General features: G+C 65.8%; 17 protein-coding genes. 9 read left to right on the top strand and 8 right to left on the bottom strand.

The genetic code is table 11. From position 1 onward, the window contains the following. Window positions 1-29 precede the first annotated feature (29 nt). On the top strand, window positions 30-905 hold the full coding sequence (gene folD / locus AC1ME3_RS05730) for a bifunctional methylenetetrahydrofolate dehydrogenase/methenyltetrahydrofolate cyclohydrolase FolD (protein ID WP_480955210.1): 876 nt from the start codon (window positions 30-32) through the stop codon (window positions 903-905). Further along, entirely contained in the window at window positions 902-1,522 is a 621-nt protein-coding gene (locus tag AC1ME3_RS05725) for a MarC family protein (RefSeq protein ID WP_132737007.1), read from the top strand. The genes folD and AC1ME3_RS05725 overlap by 4 nt, the downstream gene beginning before the upstream one ends. A gap of 27 nt (window positions 1,523-1,549) precedes the next feature. Here AC1ME3_RS05725 and AC1ME3_RS05720 read toward each other — a convergent pair whose 3' ends face one another. Continuing rightward, window positions 1,550-3,352, bottom strand: a complete 1,803-nt coding sequence (locus AC1ME3_RS05720; RefSeq protein WP_480955209.1) for an AcrB/AcrD/AcrF family protein — start codon at window positions 3,350-3,352, stop codon at window positions 1,550-1,552. Between the two features lie 66 nt (window positions 3,353-3,418). Here AC1ME3_RS05720 and AC1ME3_RS05715 point away from each other — a divergent pair, with 66 nt between their 5' ends. Together AC1ME3_RS05715 and AC1ME3_RS05710 are read left to right on the top strand one after the other, a co-directional pair. Further along, window positions 3,419-3,868 (top strand): GtrA family protein, encoded by a 450-nt coding sequence (locus tag AC1ME3_RS05715; protein ID WP_480955208.1) that lies wholly within the window; start codon window positions 3,419-3,421, stop codon window positions 3,866-3,868. Between the two features lie 28 nt (window positions 3,869-3,896). Further along, window positions 3,897-4,625 (top strand): class I SAM-dependent methyltransferase, encoded by a 729-nt coding sequence (locus tag AC1ME3_RS05710; protein ID WP_480955207.1) that lies wholly within the window; start codon window positions 3,897-3,899, stop codon window positions 4,623-4,625. A gap of 159 nt (window positions 4,626-4,784) precedes the next feature. Here the strand turns inward: AC1ME3_RS05710 and AC1ME3_RS05705 are convergent, their stop codons facing one another. From AC1ME3_RS05705 to AC1ME3_RS05695, 3 genes are read right to left on the bottom strand one after another with little or no spacing between them, the layout of a single operon-like run. Continuing rightward, a complete protein-coding gene (locus tag AC1ME3_RS05705) occupies window positions 4,785-5,807 on the bottom strand; it encodes a glycosyltransferase family 2 protein (protein ID WP_480955206.1) in 1,023 nt (340 codons plus the stop codon). Between the two features lie 47 nt (window positions 5,808-5,854). Next, a complete protein-coding gene (locus tag AC1ME3_RS05700; RefSeq protein WP_480955205.1) occupies window positions 5,855-7,960 on the bottom strand; it encodes a RelA/SpoT family protein in 2,106 nt (701 codons plus the stop codon). Window positions 7,961-8,007: 47 nt separating this feature from the next. Further along, window positions 8,008-8,337: a CC_3452 family protein gene (locus AC1ME3_RS05695; protein ID WP_480955204.1), complete on the bottom strand. Its 330-nt coding sequence runs from the start codon at window positions 8,335-8,337 to the stop codon at window positions 8,008-8,010. Window positions 8,338-8,519: 182 nt separating this feature from the next. Between AC1ME3_RS05695 and AC1ME3_RS05690 the strand changes: the two genes are divergently transcribed. After that, window positions 8,520-8,942, top strand: coding sequence for a winged helix-turn-helix transcriptional regulator (locus tag AC1ME3_RS05690; RefSeq protein ID WP_192238688.1), 423 nt, complete (start codon window positions 8,520-8,522; stop codon window positions 8,940-8,942). Between the two features lie 37 nt (window positions 8,943-8,979). On the opposite strand, the gene AC1ME3_RS05685 is transcribed toward AC1ME3_RS05690, so the two are convergent. From AC1ME3_RS05685 to AC1ME3_RS05675, 3 genes are read right to left on the bottom strand one after another with little or no spacing between them, the layout of a single operon-like run. Further along, window positions 8,980-9,402, bottom strand: a complete 423-nt coding sequence (locus AC1ME3_RS05685; RefSeq protein WP_480955203.1) for an acyl-CoA thioesterase — start codon at window positions 9,400-9,402, stop codon at window positions 8,980-8,982. 1 nt (window position 9,403) lies between these two features. After that, window positions 9,404-10,180, bottom strand: a complete 777-nt coding sequence (locus AC1ME3_RS05680; RefSeq protein WP_480955202.1) for a sulfite exporter TauE/SafE family protein — start codon at window positions 10,178-10,180, stop codon at window positions 9,404-9,406. Window positions 10,181-10,189: 9 nt separating this feature from the next. After that, complete coding sequence (locus AC1ME3_RS05675; protein WP_480955201.1) at window positions 10,190-11,398, bottom strand: LL-diaminopimelate aminotransferase; 1,209 nt, start codon at window positions 11,396-11,398, stop codon at window positions 10,190-10,192. 330 nt (window positions 11,399-11,728) lie between these two features. Here AC1ME3_RS05675 and AC1ME3_RS05670 point away from each other — a divergent pair, with 330 nt between their 5' ends. The 3 genes from AC1ME3_RS05670 to clpS all read left to right on the top strand — a co-directional run bounded on the left by AC1ME3_RS05670 (window position 11,729) and on the right by clpS (window position 14,788). Beyond that, window positions 11,729-13,447: a PHA/PHB synthase family protein gene (locus AC1ME3_RS05670; RefSeq protein ID WP_480955200.1), complete on the top strand. Its 1,719-nt coding sequence runs from the start codon at window positions 11,729-11,731 to the stop codon at window positions 13,445-13,447. Between the two features lie 114 nt (window positions 13,448-13,561). After that, a complete protein-coding gene (locus AC1ME3_RS05665; protein ID WP_480955199.1) occupies window positions 13,562-14,245 on the top strand; it encodes a phasin family protein in 684 nt (227 codons plus the stop codon). Window positions 14,246-14,437: 192 nt separating this feature from the next. Beyond that, the gene (gene clpS, locus AC1ME3_RS05660) at window positions 14,438-14,788 is read left to right on the top strand and encodes an ATP-dependent Clp protease adapter ClpS (protein WP_056066412.1); all 351 of its coding nucleotides are present in this window, start codon (window positions 14,438-14,440) and stop codon (window positions 14,786-14,788) included. Between the two features lie 155 nt (window positions 14,789-14,943). Here the strand turns inward: clpS and AC1ME3_RS05655 are convergent, their stop codons facing one another. After that, window positions 14,944-15,627: a Crp/Fnr family transcriptional regulator gene (locus tag AC1ME3_RS05655; RefSeq protein WP_480955770.1), complete on the bottom strand. Its 684-nt coding sequence runs from the start codon at window positions 15,625-15,627 to the stop codon at window positions 14,944-14,946. Window positions 15,628-15,878: 251 nt separating this feature from the next. Here AC1ME3_RS05655 and murA point away from each other — a divergent pair, with 251 nt between their 5' ends. After that, a complete protein-coding gene (gene murA, locus AC1ME3_RS05650) occupies window positions 15,879-17,162 on the top strand; it encodes a UDP-N-acetylglucosamine 1-carboxyvinyltransferase (protein ID WP_480955198.1) in 1,284 nt (427 codons plus the stop codon). Window positions 17,163-17,409: the final 247 nt, after the last annotated feature.

The following is a 17,409-nucleotide window of genomic DNA, read 5'->3' as shown; positions in this document are numbered from 1 at the left end:
ATTGCCGCCGCGCTCTATGGGCCGCGGGCATGAGCGCAACCATCATCGACGGCAAGGCCTTCGCCGCCGGCCTCCGGGCCCGTATCGCAGACGGCGTCACCGCCTTCAGGGCGCAGGCCGGCCGAGCGCCGGGCTTGGCTGTGGTGCTGGTCGGCGAGGATCCCGCCTCCAACGTCTATGTCCGCTCGAAGGGCAGGGCGACGCGTGAAGCCGGAATGGAGAGCATCGAGCACCGCCTTCCCGCCGATGTGCCGGCCGACGAGCTGCTGGCGTTGGTCGCGACACTCAACGCAAACCGGGCGATCGACGGCATCTTGGTCCAGTTGCCTCTGCCAAAGCATATCGACGAGCAGGCGGTCATCTCGGCGATCGACCCGGAGAAGGACGTCGATGGGTTCCATCCGATCAACGCGGGGCGGCTCGCAACCGGCCTGCCCGGCTTCGTACCCTGCACACCGTTCGGCTGCGTGATGCTGTTGAAGAGCGTGTTGCCGAGCCTGAGCGGACTCGAGGCGGTCGTGGTCGGTCGTTCGAACATCGTCGGCAAGCCGATGGCGCAACTGCTGCTCCGCGAGAGCTGCACCGTGACCGTCGTGCATAGCCGCACCAAGGACGTGCCCGCGCACATTGGTCGCGCGGACATCGTCGTTGCTGCGGTCGGTATCCCGCAGATGATTAAGGGCGATTGGCTGAAACCCGGTGCGACCGTCATCGACGTCGGTATCAACCGGACCGATGCCGGCCTCGTCGGCGACGTGGACTTCGCGAGCGCGGTGGAGGTTGCGGGTGCGATCACGCCGGTGCCGGGCGGCGTCGGGCCTATGACGATCGCGTGCCTGCTGCGTAACACACTCGTCTCCGCAGGCCGCCGCGAAGGCGTCGCGATCGAGGAGGCAAGCCTGTGATCGAACTCTATATCTCGTCGCTGATCACGTTCTTCGTGGTCATCGATCCGCCCGGTTGCGCACCGATCTACGCCGGGCTGTCGGCGAGCGCCTCCGCGCTCCAGAAGCGCGCGATGGCGATCCGCGCGGTCGGCGTATCCGCGCTGATCCTGTTCGTCTTCGCGCTGTTCGGCGAGGCGTTGCTGAAAGGTCTAGGGATCAGTCTCGCCAGCTTCCGGATTGCCGGCGGCATCATGCTGTTCCTGATTGCGCTCGAAATGGTGTTCGAGAAGCGCACCGAGCGCCGCGAGGATCGTGCCGCCAAGGTGGCGAGCGATCCCGAGGTCGAGGACGTCTCGATCTTCCCGATGGCGATGCCGATGATCGCTGGGCCGGGCTCGATCGCGTCGGTGATGCTGTTGATGAGCCGGAACAGCGGGATCGAGCGTTCGCTGGTCGTGCTCGGCGCGATGGTGACGATCCTGCTGCTGACTTTGGTCGCACTGCTGGCGGCCGGGCCGATCATGCGCATTCTCGGCGCGAAGATAGAGGCGGTGATCACACGGTTGCTCGGCGTGCTGCTCGCCGCGCTGGCGGTGCAATTCGTGCTCGACGGCTTGTCGGTGGTGCTGCGCTGAGCCGTTCTCCCGCGGCAGCGGGCGAGCTCAGTCCACCTTGAACAACCGCAGCGGCGACTTAGCCGGCAGCGGGAGTGGGGTCAGCCACGCCGGGATCTTGTTCTTCGCCAGTTCCGAGTAGAACCCCTTCGGACTGCGCGCCTTATAGTTGGTCGATTCGGCCGCGTTCGGACACAGCAGCAGCATCGTCGCGCCGTGGCGCTTGATGATCGCATGCGCCTCGTCCGCAGACCGCCCGAACGCGTGCTGGACGTCGAGGATGGCGTCACCGTTCCGATGATACGGCCCCGCAATCGCGTCGTGATGCGTGATCGTGATCAGCCGCGGGCCCATGTCGACGAAGGTGAAGATCGTCTGCGCGGGATACTTGTTCAAAGCCAGTAGAACGGTCGTGCGCAGGCAGTCGCCGGTCGCCATGTTGACGCGCTTTTCATACGGCTTCGGCCGGTCGATCGGCAGGTATTTGAGCACCATACCGGCGAACATGCCCGAGACGATCAGGAACGCGGCAGCCGTCCCCAGTACGCGCACCGCAAGCGATCGGATGCCGAGCAACCGCGGGATGATCAGCCACGCCAGCGCGGTCGCCCCCGGGATCGCCAGCATCTGCGCGGCGGGTCCGGCACGGACCTGCCATAACAGCATCGCGCAGGCGAACGCGGTGAACAGCGCGACCGCCGCCCAGCCGACCGCGCTCGGTTCGCGACGTGCGCGCCAGGCTGCGATCACGGCCCCGATCAGGCCGATGATCGGTAGCGTCGCCAGCGCGAACCCGACGCGGAAACTATGGTTGTAGATCGGCTTGGCCTCGCGGACATTGTTCAGCCAGTTGCGCTGCAGCTCGGGTGAGATGCCTTCGGGTCGGCCCAGGCACTGCGGGAAGACGAGGGCAAAACCGGCGACGATCGCCGCCCCGGCCGCCACTGCGAGCGCCAGTCGCATCCCGCGCGACGCCGGCCCGAACCGCGCGAGCAGGAACAGCAGCATCCCCGCCGCGATCATCACGCTCAGCCATACCGGCGTCAGCGCATCGCAGCGCATCGCCTGGTTGGCGTTCGACGCGAACAGCGCGAACCCGAGCGTGCTGCCACCGCCCAGTGTCAGCGCGTAGATCGACAGACGCTCGGCTTCCGACCGGTCCCACACCCAGCGCAGCGCGATGATCGCGCCCGCCATCGCCGCATAGGGCAACAGTTCGAGCCCGATCGACAGCGACACCGCGCTCGCGATCCCGACCATCGCGCCGCCACGACGGCCGTTCGTATCGCACAGGCCCGCTACCGAGAGGCTCAGCATCGCGAGCTGCCAGCCGTGGTGATCGATCCGCTCCGGCATGAACATCAGCATCGTGCCTGTCGCGCCGACCATGAACACGACGGCGAGCGGCCACGCATATGGGCTGATCAACCGCCGCACCGTCGCGCCGATGCCGAGCATCGCGATCGACAGCGGCAGCAGCGGCGCGATCCCGCAGGCGAGCCTCTCCGCCCAGCTGTTGCTGGTGAAGAGGCGGAAGAACAGGATGAGGCCGGCGATCGGCAGGTCGACGATGCGGCTCCAGTGGATGTCGAAGCCGACCGGCGGGTTCATCCGGTAGTTGCGCAGATCGTACCAGCCCTGGCCGTCGAGCAGCGCGCGGACCTGCATCAGCCGCATGTTGTCGTCGGTATCGCCGAGCGACAGCCAGCGGATCTGGCCCCAGCGATCGACCATCGACCACGCCGCCACCGCCACCCAGGCGAGCAGCGTCAGCGCGATCCAATGCCGATCGAGCCAATGCCGATCGCGTTCGTCCAGCAACGTCCGCCGCTGAAGTGGTGCCTGATCCAAAACGCTTTCCTCCGGCCCGCACGCACTCTAGATGCGCGGGCTTGTCTTCGCGGCCGCTCTATCGCGGTGCGGGTAAAGAACAAGGCGGGCATGCAGGCGATTTGGCGACAGATGGAGCAGATGCGGGCGAGCGGCGTGCTCGGTCAGCTCGTGCGCTTCGGGATCGCCGGCGGGATCTCCAGCGTGGTGTATTCGCTCGTCTACCTGCCGCTGACGGCTTATGTGTTCCCGCCCCGGCAGGCGGTGGCGGCGGTGCCGTTCGCGTTTGCGGTCGCGGTGGTGGTCGGGTTCTTCCTGCACAGCCGCTGGAGCTTCAAGGGGCACGCGAAGGAACCGGGCGCGGGGCGGCATTTCAAGTTCGTGATCGTCCAGGGTTCGGGGCTCGCGCTCAATGCGATCATCACCTGGATCGGTACGGCGCTGCTGCACCTGCATCCGTGGATACCGCTGATTCCGGCCGTATTCCTTGCCGCGATCGTGACGTTCGTGCTCAACCGTTTCTGGGTTTTCAACTGATGCTTCCAATGAATTGGGCGACTTACTGATGGACCGCATCGTCTACGACCGGATGGCCGCCCACGATTCCACCCACTGGTGGTACCGCGCTCGTCGCGACATCCTCGCCGACTATTTGACGCGGTACGGGGCGTTGCCGAAGGATGCGAAGATCCTCGAGATCGGCTGCGGCACCGGGCATAATTTGCCAATGCTCGCCGCGTTCGGCAGCATCGACGCGATCGAGATCGACCCGGCCGCGCGCGAGATCGCGAGCGAGCGGCTCGGCAAGCGGGTGGGCGCGGCGCCCTTGCCCGAACTCCCGGGCGTGCCGCGGAAGCATTACGACCTGATCGCGGTGCTCGATGTTGTCGAGCATATCGAGGACGACGTCGCGGCCTTGAAGGCTATGGCGGATTGCCTCGCGCCCGGCGGCAAGATCCTGATCGCGGTGCCGGCGCATGCGTGGCTGTGGAGCGCGCACGACGTCGTGAACCACCACCATCGGCGTTATTCGAAGGCGACGTTGCAGTCGGCGATCGAGGCGGCCGGGTTGAAGCCGGAGAAGCTGGGGTATTTCAACTCGCTGCTGTTCCCGCTGGCGGCGGCGGCGCGGATAGCCGGGCGGATGACGGGGCGCGACGACAGCGACGATTCGCCGCCGCCGAAGCTGGTGAATGCGCTGTTCGAGAAGATCTTTCGGCTGGAACGCCATCTGGTCGGACGGGTGCCGATGACGCCGGGGGTTTCGATCGTGACGCTGGCGGTGCCACGGTAACGATCGAGGAACCGGGCGGCCCCCTTCCGTTCGTCCCGAGTAGCCGTCGAGTAGTGGCGAAGCCACGTATCGAGACGGCGTATCGAAGGATGGGTTGGCGCGCGGTACTCGTACCTCTATGCGAGCCCTCGATACGCTCCTTACGGAGCTACTCGGTCTCTACTCGGCACGAACGGCGTTGGGGGCACTCTTTGGTATTTCAGTCTCCACCGGCTCCGCGCGAAACCCCAAGGTCGCTTTCCCCTGGATCGGGCCGGCGACGTCGGCGACGATATACAACGGCCGACGCTTCGACTCGACGTACAGCCGCCCGAGATATTCGCCGATCATCCCCAGCACGAACATCTGCACCGCGCCGAGGAACACGGTGACCAGCATCGTCGAGGTCCAGCCCTGCACCGCGCTGCCCGAGAGCCAGCCGATCGCGATATAGACGAACAGGAGCAGCGACACGCCGGTCAGCGCGAGCCCCGCGTGGCTGGCGAAGCGCAGCGGCGCGGTGGAGAAGCCAGTGACGGCGTCGAACGCGAGGCGGATCATCTTCGCTAGCGGGTAGTTCGTCTCGCCCGCCAGCCGCTCGGCGCGATCATACGGGAAGGGCACCTGCTTGAAGCCGATCCAGGCGACCATGCCGCGGATGAAGCGGGCCTGCTCGGGGAGTGACAGGAACGCATCCAGCGCGCGCCGGCTCATCAGGCGGAAGTCGCCGGTGTCGAGCGGGATCGGCGTTTCGGTCATCCGGGTCAGCAGGCGGTAGAAGGCGGCGGCGGTGGCTTTCTTGAACACCGTCTCGCCCGCGCGCTGGCGGCGCACCGCGTAGACGACGTCGGCCTGACTCGCCGCCATCGCCGCGCGCATGTCGGACAGGAGTTCGGGCGGGTCCTGGAGATCGGCATCGATGATCAGGATCTGCTCGCCCGCGCACAGGTCGAGGCCGGCGGTCAGCGCCAGCTGGTGGCCGTGGTTGCGCGAAAGGTTGATCGCGACCAGCCGCGGATCGGCGGCGGCAAGGCGCTGCATCACCGGCCAGCTATCGTCGCGCGAGCCGTCGTTGATCAGGACGATCTCGTAATCGTCGCCGACCGCGACCTTCGCCGCGCCGGAAATGCGGGCGTGCAGGATGTCGAGGCACGCCGCCTCGTTATAGCAGGGGACGACGATCGAAAGAGACGGACGGTTCATCGCCCCCGTCTAGCGCCCGCCGCGCCCGCCGTCATCGGCAGATGTTTCTACACCCGCTCCACGGTATGCACCGCATCCGCCGCGCGCAAGCCCGCCATCAGCCGCATCAGCTGCTGCACGTCGTGCACCTCGACGTCGATCTCGTTGGTGTGGAAGCTCTTGTCGCGCGTGTCGAGCCGCAGGTTGATGATGTTGGCCTTGTGCCCGCCGATGATCGACGAGACGATACCGAGCGAGCCGGGCTCGTTCTTCACCATCACCGAAATCCGCGCCACCGCGCCCTCGGTCTCGTCACCCCAGGCGACGTCGACCCAGTCGGTCTCGTTCTCGGAGCGCTCGGCGAGTTCGCCCAGCACGCGGCAGTCGATCGCGTGGACCTCGATCCCGGCATCGGGCCGACGCAACCCGACGATGCGGTCGCCCGGTACTGGATGGCAGCACGTCGCCAGATCGTAGGCGACACCGGGGGTGAGGCCCTTGATCGAGATCGCGCTCGATTGCGGGGCGAGCGCATGCGTCACGTCCGCGCCTGCCGAGCCCGGCATTAGTGCTTCCATTACCGCAGCATCGGACAGCGTCCGCCGCGCGATCGCGACCATCAGCGATGAATCGTCGGGCAGCTTCAGGCGCTTCAGCGCGTGGCTCAGCGCATCGGTGCCGATCTGCGCGGGCAGGCGAGTGACGATATCCTCGTACAAGGTCTGGCCGAGCGCGATCTGCTCAACACGCTCCTTCTGCCGCAGGTGCCGGCGAATCGCGGCGAGCGCCTTACCCGTGGTCGCGACGTTGAGCCATTGCGGTTGTGGGGACTGGCCCTTCGAGCGCAGGATCTGCACTTGATCCCCGTTCTCGATCACCGTCGACAGCGGCACGACGCGGCCGTTGACCTTCGCACCGACCGCCTGGTCGCCGAGATCGGTGTGCACCGCGTAGGCGAAGTCGATCGAGGTCGCGCCCTTGGGCAGCTGGATCAGCTCGCCCTTCGGCGTGAACGCGAAGATGCGATCGGTGTACATCGCCATCCGCGTGTGTTCGAGCAGCTCTTCCGGGCTCTCGGCGGTGTCGAGGATCTCGACGAGATCGCGGATCCAGCTCACCTGCCGGTCGCTGCCGTTGATCTGCTGCTTGTACGCCCAGTGTGCTGCCAGCCCGAACTCGGCCTGCGCGTGCATGTCTGCGGTGCGGATCTGGATCTCGATCCGTGCGCTGTCGGCATGGATTACCGACGTGTGCAGCGAGCGGTACCCGTTGCGCTTGGGGGTCGAGATGTAATCCTTGAACCGGCCGGGCACCATCGGCCAACGCTGGTGGATGATCCCGAGCACGCGGTAGCAATCCTCCTCGGTCGGCACGATCGCGCGGAACGCCATCACGTCGGACAGCTGTTCGAAGCTGATGTGCCGCTCGGACATCTTTCGGAAGATCGAATAGGGGTGCTTCTCGCGGCCCGAGATATCCGCCTCGACCCCGGCGCGCGACAGGACCAGCTTGAGCCCGGACGCGATCTTGGCGATGCGGTCGCCGTCGCCCTTCTTCAACTGTTCGAGGCGGCGGTTGATCGATTCGGAGGCTTCAGGCTCGAGCTGTTCGAACGCCAGCGACTGCATCTCGCGCATGAACTCGTACATGCCGATCCGCTCGGCGAGCGGCGCGTAGATGTCCATCGTCTCCTTGGCGATGCGACGGCGCTTCTCGGGCTTGGCGATGTGGTGGAGCGTCCGCATGTTGTGCAGCCGGTCGGCGAGCTTGACCAGCAGCACGCGGATGTCGTCGGACATGGCGAGCAGGAATTTGCGCAGGTTCTCGGCGGCGCGTTCGTTCTCGGTCTGCGCCTCGATCTTGCTGAGCTTGGTGACGCCATCGACGAGGCGCGCGACGGAGGCACCGAACAGCCGCTCGATCTCCTCGGGCGTGGCGACGGTATCCTCGATCGTGTCGTGGAGGATCGCGGTGGCGATCGTCTCCGCATCGAGGTGGAGGTCGGTGAGAATACCCGCCACCTCGATCGGATGGCTGAAATACGGATCGCCGCTCGCGCGCTTCTGGCTCCCGTGCGCCTGCATCGAGAAGACATAGGCGCGGTTCAGCAGCGCCTCATCGGCATCGGGATCGTAGTCGAGGACGCGATCGACCAGTTCATATTGGCGCAACACCGGCCATAGATGGGGCCGGGTTGCGATGCATTGCAACAAATTCCTCGTTATTTCGCGTGGTTGTTGCACGCGGCCAGCGCGTCGGCGTCATAGGCCTTGCCGGCGACCGTGAAACTGGCGAGCGGCCCGACGCGCTTGGCGACCGCGGCGCAGAGGATCACGTCGCGCTGCGGTGCCTTGCTGGAGACGAACGCCGCGTTCTCCCAGCGCCACGGCGTGCCGTTGGTGATCAGCCGCGTCGAGGTGGGCGCCGCGGCGGGCACGGCTACATAATAATTGATGGGGGTCTGGGCCGATACCGGTGTCGCGACCAGTGCGGCGAACCCCGTCGTCAGGGCGGGAACGGCGGTCAGAAGGGCGCGGGTGATGACGGACATCGGTAGACTCCTAAAAGGTTTCTAATCGAGACCTATTCCGACTAGTTGCGAGTTGCAACTGAAATCCGAGGCATTTCGCTCCGGCCTTTTATGCGGTACCGTTGCTGTCCAATAAGGAAGACGCCGTGGGAAAATTGCGCGTACCCCAGCTCGAATGCAGCCTGCCTGCCGCGCTGGAGGCGATGGGCGAGCGCTGGTCGTTCCTGATCCTGCGCGCGTCGTTCAACGGCCTGCATCATTTCGAGGAGTTCCAGTCGGAACTGGGGATTGCGCGCAATATCCTCGCGAACCGGCTGGCGCGGCTGGTCGAGCACGGGATCCTGGAGCGGCAGCCTATCCCGGAGGATCGACGCAAGATCGCCTACGGTCTGACCGATAAGGGGTTCGCGCTGCTGCCAACGATGATCGCGCTGCGGCAATGGGGCGAGCGGTGGGAGACGTGCGTGCCGGCGTTCCCGATCCTGGTCGACGCGCGCGATCGGCGGCCTTTGCAGCCGGTGTCGGTGCGGTCGCATGACGGGCGTGTGCTGGGGAAGGGCGACCTGATCTGGGCGCTGCCTGGGGAGGTTGCCGGGGACGGGGTGGAGGCCGAGGCGGCGGAATAGCACCTCACTCCGTCATTCTGTCGGCGGTAGTGTCAGGTCAGGACGGTAGCGCTTCCAGCACCGTGCGGATCACGTCGGGCAGCGGGACTGGGCGGCCGGTCTCAAGATCGACGTGCACACTGACCATCGTGATCACCGTGTGCAACTCCCCAGTCTCCGCATGCGCGAGTTCGAAGCGCTTCGTCAGGCTCGTCGTCCCGATCTTCTCGATCCGCACGAACGCTTCGACCGTGTCGCCGAGGCGGAACGGCTTGAGGTAGTCGATCTCGGTCCGGCGGACGTTGAACTCGGTGGTCGGCCAGACGTCTGGCAGGGCCTCCGCGATCCCGGTCCATTCCCAGAACTCGGTGACCGCGACGTCGGCATATTCGAGATAGCGCGAGTTGAAGACGATGCGCTGGCCGTCGATCTCGGCATAGCGCACGCGGAACCGCGTCGAGAAGGCGAACCCCGGCCGCATGTCAGAAGATCAGCTTCACGCCGACCAGCGCCAGCACGGTCGCGAGCACCGGGACCAGCACGCGGTCCGAGACGCGCGTCGCGATCAGGCTGCCGACGATGATGCCCGGTATCGACCCGATCAGCAGCGACACGAGCAGGTCGACGTCGACCGAGCCGAGGATCCAGTGGCCGATCCCGCCGAGCAGCGTCAACGGCACCGCGTGGGCGATGTCCGACCCGACCAGCCGGTTGATCGGGAGGGTGGGATACAGGATTAACAGCGCGGTCATGCCCAGTGCGCCGGCGCCGACCGAGGTCAGCGAGACGAGCACGCCGAGGACGGCGCCGAGCAGGATCGTCAGCATCGCCTGACGCTCGCCGCCGACCGTGCCCACGCGAGGCGTCAGCCACGCGACGATCCTGCCGCGGAAGAAGGTCGCGACTGCCGAGAGGATCAGCGTGACGCCGAGCACGACGGTGATCGCATGGCCGGTGTCGGAGGATTTTTCGCCGAGATGGTTTAGCACGAGCAATGTCGCGATCGCGGCGGGGACGCTACCGGTAGCGAGCCGGCGCACGACCTGCCAGTCGACCGTGCCGCGCCAGCCATGCACCGTCGTCCCGACCGTCTTGGTCGCCGACGCGTAAAGCAGGTCGGTGCCGACCGCGGTGGCGGGGTGGAAGCCGAAGACGAGCACCAGCAGCGGCGTCATCAGCGACCCGCCGCCGACACCCGTCAGCCCGACGATGAGGCCGACGAGCACGCCGGCCACCGAATATAACGGATTGATATCCACGCTGGCGGGTTAGCCGGCGCCACGCGCGGGCGTGTTGACGCCCATCGACTGGAGATATTTCTTCACGTTGCGCGCCGCCTGGCGGAGCCGCTGTTCGTTCTCGACCATCGCGATCCTCACATAACCCTCGCCATTTTCGCCGTAGCCCACGCCTGGGGCAACGGCGACGTGCGCGTGAGTCAGCAATTGTTTGGTGAACTCAAGGCTACCTAAATGCGCGAGCGCCGGCGGCAATGGGGCCCAGGCGAACATGGATGCGCGAGGGCTTGGGATGTCCCACCCGGCGCGGCCGAAGCTCTCGACCAGTACGTCGCGGCGCTTGTGGTAGAGCTGGCGGTTGCGCTCGACGATGTCCTGCGGGCCGTTGAGCGCGGCACACGCGGCGGCCTGGATCGGCGTGAACGCACCGTAATCGAGATACGACTTCACGCGCGTCATCGCCGCGATCAGCGTCTTGTTGCCAACCCCGAAGCCCATCCGCCAACCGGCCATCGAATAGGTCTTGCTGAGCGAGGTGAACTCGATCGCGACGTCCTTCGCGCCCGGCACCTGGAGGATCGAGGGGGTCGGTTTGCCGTCGAAATACAGCTCCGAATAAGCGAGGTCGGAGATCACCCAGAGCTTGTGCCTCTTCGCGAATTCTACGACTCGCTCGTAGAAGGCGAGGTCGACGACTTCGGCGGTCGGGTTCGACGGATAGCCCATCACCAGCACCGACGGCGCGGGGACGGTGAACGCCATCGCACGCTCGAGGCTCTCGAAATACGCCTCGTCCGGCGTGGTCGGCACCGCGCGGATCGTCGCGCCGGCGATGATAAAGCCGAAGGTGTGGATCGGATAGGACGGGTTAGGCGCGAGCACGACGTCGCCGGGCGCGGTGATCGCGGTGGCGAGACTCGCGAGGCCCTCCTTTGAGCCCATCGTCACGACGACCTCGGTCTCGGGATCGACGTCGACCCCGAACCGGCGACCGTAATAGTTCGCCTGGGCTTTTCGCAGGCCGGGGATGCCCTTCGACTGCGAATAGCCGTGCGCGCTGGGCTTGCGCGCGACTTCGACGAGCTTCTCGATGACGTGCTCGGGCGGCGGCAGGTCGGGATTGCCCATGCCGAGATCGATGATGTCCTCCCCGCCCGCGCGCGCCGCCGCCCGCATCGCGTTCACTTCGGCGATGACATAGGGGGGTAAGCGTTTGATGCGGTAGAAGTCTTCGGACATGATCAGCCTCTAGCTGGAGGAGCGGGTGCTGTACCGCAGGTGAGCGGGGGCGTCATCCGCCTCATTCGTCGAGGGGGCGAAAGCTGGGGTATTCTGGTTGGGCTCCATTTTCGATCCTCCCCCGCCAGGGGGAGGTGGCACCGAAGGTGACGGAGGGGGAGGCAGGCGCAACCTCTGCTCCGTGTCCTCCCCCTCCGTCTGGCAAGGGCCAGCCACCTCCCCCTGGCGGGGGGGGATCGCGAAGTTTCCTGCGACCAACAATCGTCGATGTGACCATGGCTTCCGCCGAGCCGGTGTCTGCGTTAAGCTCCCGAAAAAGCAGAGGATGCCATGGCCGATACTCCTCCCGACGCCTCCACGCCGACCCTCCCCGATCTCCAGCATTGGACGTGGGTGATGGGGCGTGCGCAGCAGATGATGATGGAGCAGGGGCTCGCGGCGATGCAGGCCAAGCCCGAGGGAATGCCGGCGATTCCAGGCTTCACCGACCCCGCGACGCTGGAACGCGCGCGCGATTTCTGGGCCGAGAGCCTGACGTTGTGGCAGCGGTTTCTCGATCCGGCCAAGGCGCCCGAGGCCGCGCCGGTGACCGACAAGCGCTTCAAGGCGCCGCAGTGGCGCGAGCCGGTGTTCGATCTGATCCGGCAGAGTTATCAGTTGATCGGCGACCACATGCTCCGCGGCGTCGAGGCGGTGGACGGGCTCGACCCCAAGCAGAAGGAGCAGTTGCGGTTCGCGACCAAGGGGTTCGTCGATGCGATGAGCCCGACCAATTTCGCGCTGACCAACCCGCAGGTGATCGAGAAGACGATCGAAACGCGCGGCGAGAACCTGCTGAAAGGCCTGCAGAACATGATGGCGGATCTTGCCCGCGGGCAGGTGACGCATACGCCCGACGGCGCGTTCGAGCTCGGGCGCAACCTGGCGATGACGCCGGGCAGGGTGGTGAAACGCACGCCGCTCTACGAGCTGATCCAGTACAGTCCGACCACCGAGCGCGTGCTGGCGACGCCGCTCGTCATCTTTCCGCCGTGGATCAACCGGTTCTACATCCTCGACCTTACGCCGGAGAAGAGCTTCATCCGCTGGGCGGTCGAGCAGGGCATCACCGTGTTCATGGTGTCGTGGAAGTCGGCCGATTCGAGCATGAAGGATGTGGTCTGGGACGATTATGTCGGCGCGCAGGTCGAGGCGATCGACACGGTGCGCGCCGCGCTCGACGTGCCGGCGGTGCACACGATCGGCTATTGCGTGGCGGGAACGACGCTGGCCGCGACGCTGGCGCTGCTGGCGGCGCGGGGCGAGGCCGCGAAGGTCGCGAGCGCGACGTTCTTCACCGCCCAGGTCGACTTCGCGCAAGCTGGCGAACTGCAGCATTTCATCGATGACGAGCAGTTGAAGATGGTCGCGTCGCTGTCGCCCGAGGGGTTCCTCGACGGGCGCTACATGGCGACGACGTTCAACCTGCTGCGCGGGCGCGACCTGATCTGGAACTACGTCACGCAGAATTACCTGCTGGGGCAGGATTACGTGCCGTTCGATCTACTCCACTGGAATGGCGACACGACCAACCTGCCCGCGAAATGGCATCTGAGCTATCTGACCGATCTCTACCGCGACAATCTGCTCGTGACGGGCACGATGACGGTGGATGGTACACCGATCGACCTGACCAAGGTCGCGACGCCGAGCTATGTCCAGGCGGGGCGCGAGGATCATATCGCCCCGGCCGAAAGCGTCTGGAAACTCACGCACTTGTTTGCCGGGCCGCTGAGGTTCGTACTGGCCGGGTCGGGGCATATCGCGGGTGTGGTCAACCCGCCGGCTGCGGGGAAGTATCAATACTGGACCAATCCTGGCGCGCATACGACGCTTGAGGACTTCGTTGCCGGTGCGACCGAGACGAAGGGGAGTTGGTGGCCGGATTGGGTCGAATGGTTGCGTGCGCTGGATGACGAGACGGTGGCCGCGGACGGTGCGCGGCTACCGGGAGAGGGGGCTCTGAAGGCGCTTGGCGAGGCGCCCGGCGAGTATGTGAAGAGCCGATAGCGCTACCTTACGTTTGCGTCATGGTGCAGTGCACAATTTTATTGTGCGGCGCGAGAATTGGTGTATGAAGACCGCGACATAACTCCGAAGAGAGGTGCGTGGATGGTGGATATCGTGAAACGGACGGCCAAGGCCGGTTCGAAGCCTGCCGCCATCGCGAAGGCTCCTCGGACCGTCGCCAAGCCGGCGAAACCGGCATTCGAGCCGATCGCCAAGACGCCGGCACCTCAACCTCTCGCGGCTGCTTTTGTATCGCCGCACACGGACATTCCCGCCCCGATTCAGGCCGCCGCGCCAACGGGGATCCCAGCTAGCGAAACCCTAGCCAGCGAAACAAAGGACGCCACGATGGACACGATCCAGAGCATCACCGAGAAGACCAAGGCCCTCTTCAGCGGTTCGAACACTGCCGAATTCAACGAGCAGGCCAAGGGCGCGATGGAAAAGTCCGCGAAGATGGCGGAAGATTTCGTCGCATTCGGCAAGGGCAACATCGAGGCACTCGTCGAATCGTCGAAGATCGCTGCGAAGAACGTCGAGGCGCTCGGCCAGGAAGCTGCCGACTACGCCAAGACCTCGTTCGAGAGCGCGACCGAAGCCGCCAAGACGCTCGCTGCCGCCAAGTCGCCGACCGAGTTCATGAAGCTCCAGGGCGATTATGCGCGCACCGCGTTCGACACGATGATCGCTGAGGGTTCGCGCTCGACCGAGCGGATGCTGAAGATGTTCGGCGAGTTCGCGCAGCCGATCTCGAACCGCGTTGCGGTCGCGACCGACAAGATGAAGATCTCGGCCTAAGTCGACAGCGCGCCGCCTTCGGGCAGTGCGTTACGAAAGGGGCGGCCGTCACGCGACGGTCGCCCCTTTTGCGTTTGCGGTTTTCGCGCGACGGGTGCCGGCGCCCCCTTGCCCTTGCCCCCCGGCATGCCATATTTTGGCAGCATGCTTTTGACCCCTGAAATGACGACTCCCCAGCGGACGGGCGAGCAGATGGCCGAGCGCCGCGACGATAATGGCGAGGACGGCCATGATGGCACCGGGGGTGGCACCGGCGCCGGTATCGCGACCAAGACGCGCGCGAAGACCAAACAGCCGACGCCGTACCGCGTACTGATGCTCAACGACGACTATACGCCGATGGAGTTCGTCGTGCTGTGCCTTCAGCGCTTCTTCCGGATGGACATGGAAGCCGCGACTCGCGTGATGCTGCACGTCCACCAGAAGGGCGTCGGGGTGTGCGGCACTTTCAGCTACGAGGTGGCGGAGACGAAGGTGAGCCAGGTCATGGATTTCGCCAAGCAGAACCAGCATCCGCTACAGTGCACGCTCGAGAAGGCGTGAGCTCTACCGTTTGAGCCTTCTCGCTGATCCTCCCCCGCTAGGGGAGGTGGCACCGAAGGTGACGGAGGGGGAGGCAAGCGCCACCCCTGTTTCGTATCCTCCCCCTCCGTCTGGCCAGAGCCAGCCACCTCCCCCTTGCGGGGGAGGATTGAGAGTTACCGCGCTGGCGGCAACCAGCGCAGATCGAGCCCTTCGAAGCGGTCGATGTAGTTCGCGGCCTGCGCCAATTGCACCTCGTTGAGCAGCGTGACGCGACCCATTTCGCGGCGAATCAGGCCGTCCTCTTCTAGCTGGCGCAGCATGCGGTTGACGTGGACCGCCGTGAGCCCGGTGGCGTCGCCGATCTCTTCCTGTGTCAGACCGAGCGTGAAACTGTTGCCCATAGCGCGATCGCGCATCCGCATCCGATTGCGCATTTCGAGCAGCAACGCCGCGATCCGCGCCTTGGCCGAGGTGCGGCCGAGCGCGGCGAGGCGGTCGGTCAGCGCGACCTTCTCCATCTGGTTCATCACCATGATGAGCGCCGACAGCCGCGGATGATCTGTGACGAGCCCGGTCATCGCCGAGCGATCGAACGAACACACCGTGCAGTCGGTCAGCGCCACCACCGTCTCGGGCGAATCGCGGTACACGAGCGCCGAAACCGCCAGCATGTCGCCGGCATAGAGGAAGCGCAGAATCTGGCGGCTGCCGTCGTCGAGCAGCACATAGCTCATCGCCATGCCGCGTTGCAGGATGAAGAGCTCGGCCTGCGGATCGTTTTCGCGCACGAGGACCGCACCGCGACGCAAGTCTCGCGGCCGCTCCTCCAACCGCGCTAACGCAGCCTTCTCGTTCATCGACAGGTCGATGAGATCGCCGACGCGGTCGGCGAAGCAGCTGTCCGGCACTCTGTAATGGTCCCCAATGTTCGAGAACCACAGAGCAAAGCTAGGATTTCTGCGCATTAAAGTCGATCAAGCGGGGTGTGTTAGCGCTTCGGAAGGCGCGCCCGGTCCCGACACGGGACTCTACCCCCGGCCAGCATCCGCCTGTCGCCCGATCGATGCGCGGCCCTTGCGCAGAACGCCAGCCGCGATAGACACCCGGGATGGACCGTATTCTCATTCGCGGCGGCAATCGCCTGTCCGGGCGCTTGCCCATCTCCGGCGCGAAGAACGCCGCGCTCACGCTGATGCCGTGCGCGTTGCTGACCGAGGAACCGCTGACGCTGCGCAATTTGCCGCGGCTGGCGGATGTCGACGGCTTCGGCCACCTGCTCAACCAGCTTGGCGCGTCGACCGCGATCCAGGGCACGCGGCCCGAGGATTTCGGCCGGGTGATGACGGTCCGCGCGGGCAATCTCACCTCGACCGAGGCGCCTTACGACATCGTGCGGAAAATGCGCGCGTCGATCCTGGTGCTCGGGCCGTTGCTCGGGCGTGGCGGCGAGGCGACGGTGTCGCTGCCGGGCGGCTGTGCGATCGGCAATCGTCCGATCGATCTGCATCTGCGCGCTCTGGAGGCGATCGGCGCCGAGCTGGAGATGGCGGCGGGCTATGTGAAGGCGATCGCGCCGGGTGGGCGCCTGCCGGGCGGCCGCTTCCGCTTCCCGATCGTGTCTGTGGGTGCGACCGAGAATGTCGTGATGGCGGCAGTGCTCGCCAAGGGTACGAGCGTGATCGAGAACGCGGCGCGCGAGCCCGAGATCGTCGACCTTTGCAACTGCTTGGTCGCGATGGGCGCGTCGATCGACGGGATCGGCACCGAGACGCTGACGATCGAAGGCCGCGATCGGCTGCACGGCGCGACCTATGCGGTGATGCCCGACCGGATCGAGGCGGGCAGTTACGCGTGCGCGGCGGCGATCACCGGCGGCGATCTGGAGCTGGTCGGCGTGGCGATCCCGGACATGGGTGCGACGATCGATGCGCTGGTCGAGGCGGGCGTATCGGTGACGCCGACCAAGGACGGCGTGCGCGTTGCGTCCGACGGCGTGCTGAAGCCGCTGACGCTGTCGACCGCGCCGTACCCCGGGTTCGCGACCGACATGCAGGCGCAGTTCATGGCGATGCTGTGCAAGGCGGACGGTGCCAGCGTGCTGACCGAGACGATCTTCGAGAATCGCTACATGCACGTGCCGGAACTGGCGCGGATGGGCGCGGATATCCAGGTGCGCGGGCGGACCGCGGTTGTGCGCGGCGTCGACAAGCTGGTCGGAGCGCAGGTCATGGCAACGGATTTGCGGGCTTCGATGAGCTTGATCCTGGCGGGGCTTGCGGCGGATGGCGAGACGTCTGTGGGTCGGGTGTATCACCTGGATCGTGGGTATGAGCGGTTGGAGGAGAAGCTGAGCGCGGTCGGCGCGGATATCGAGCGGGCTAGCGATGGGTGATTATGGCGGGGTAGCTTGAGCCGGGGTTAGCCCTCTCCCCTTCGGGGAGAGGGTTGGGTGAGGGGCTCCACGGGCGACAGCGTTTGGAACTGCCCCTCTCCCCGGAGGGGAGAGGGAGTAGGTTGCCGAGCGTTTTGTGGTGGCATCCTTGTTCGTCGCGGACGCTGGGGTTCGGTCTCTGCAGCTACTCTTGCTCGTTCCCCCGCGAAGGCGGGGCCCAGTATCAAGCGATACCGTCCTCGGTAAT

The sequence above is a fragment of the Sphingomonas sp. BL2 genome (assembly GCF_056680015.1).
Note: the sequence above shows the minus strand (reverse complement) of the source record. Positions and strands in the feature narration are given on the sequence as shown.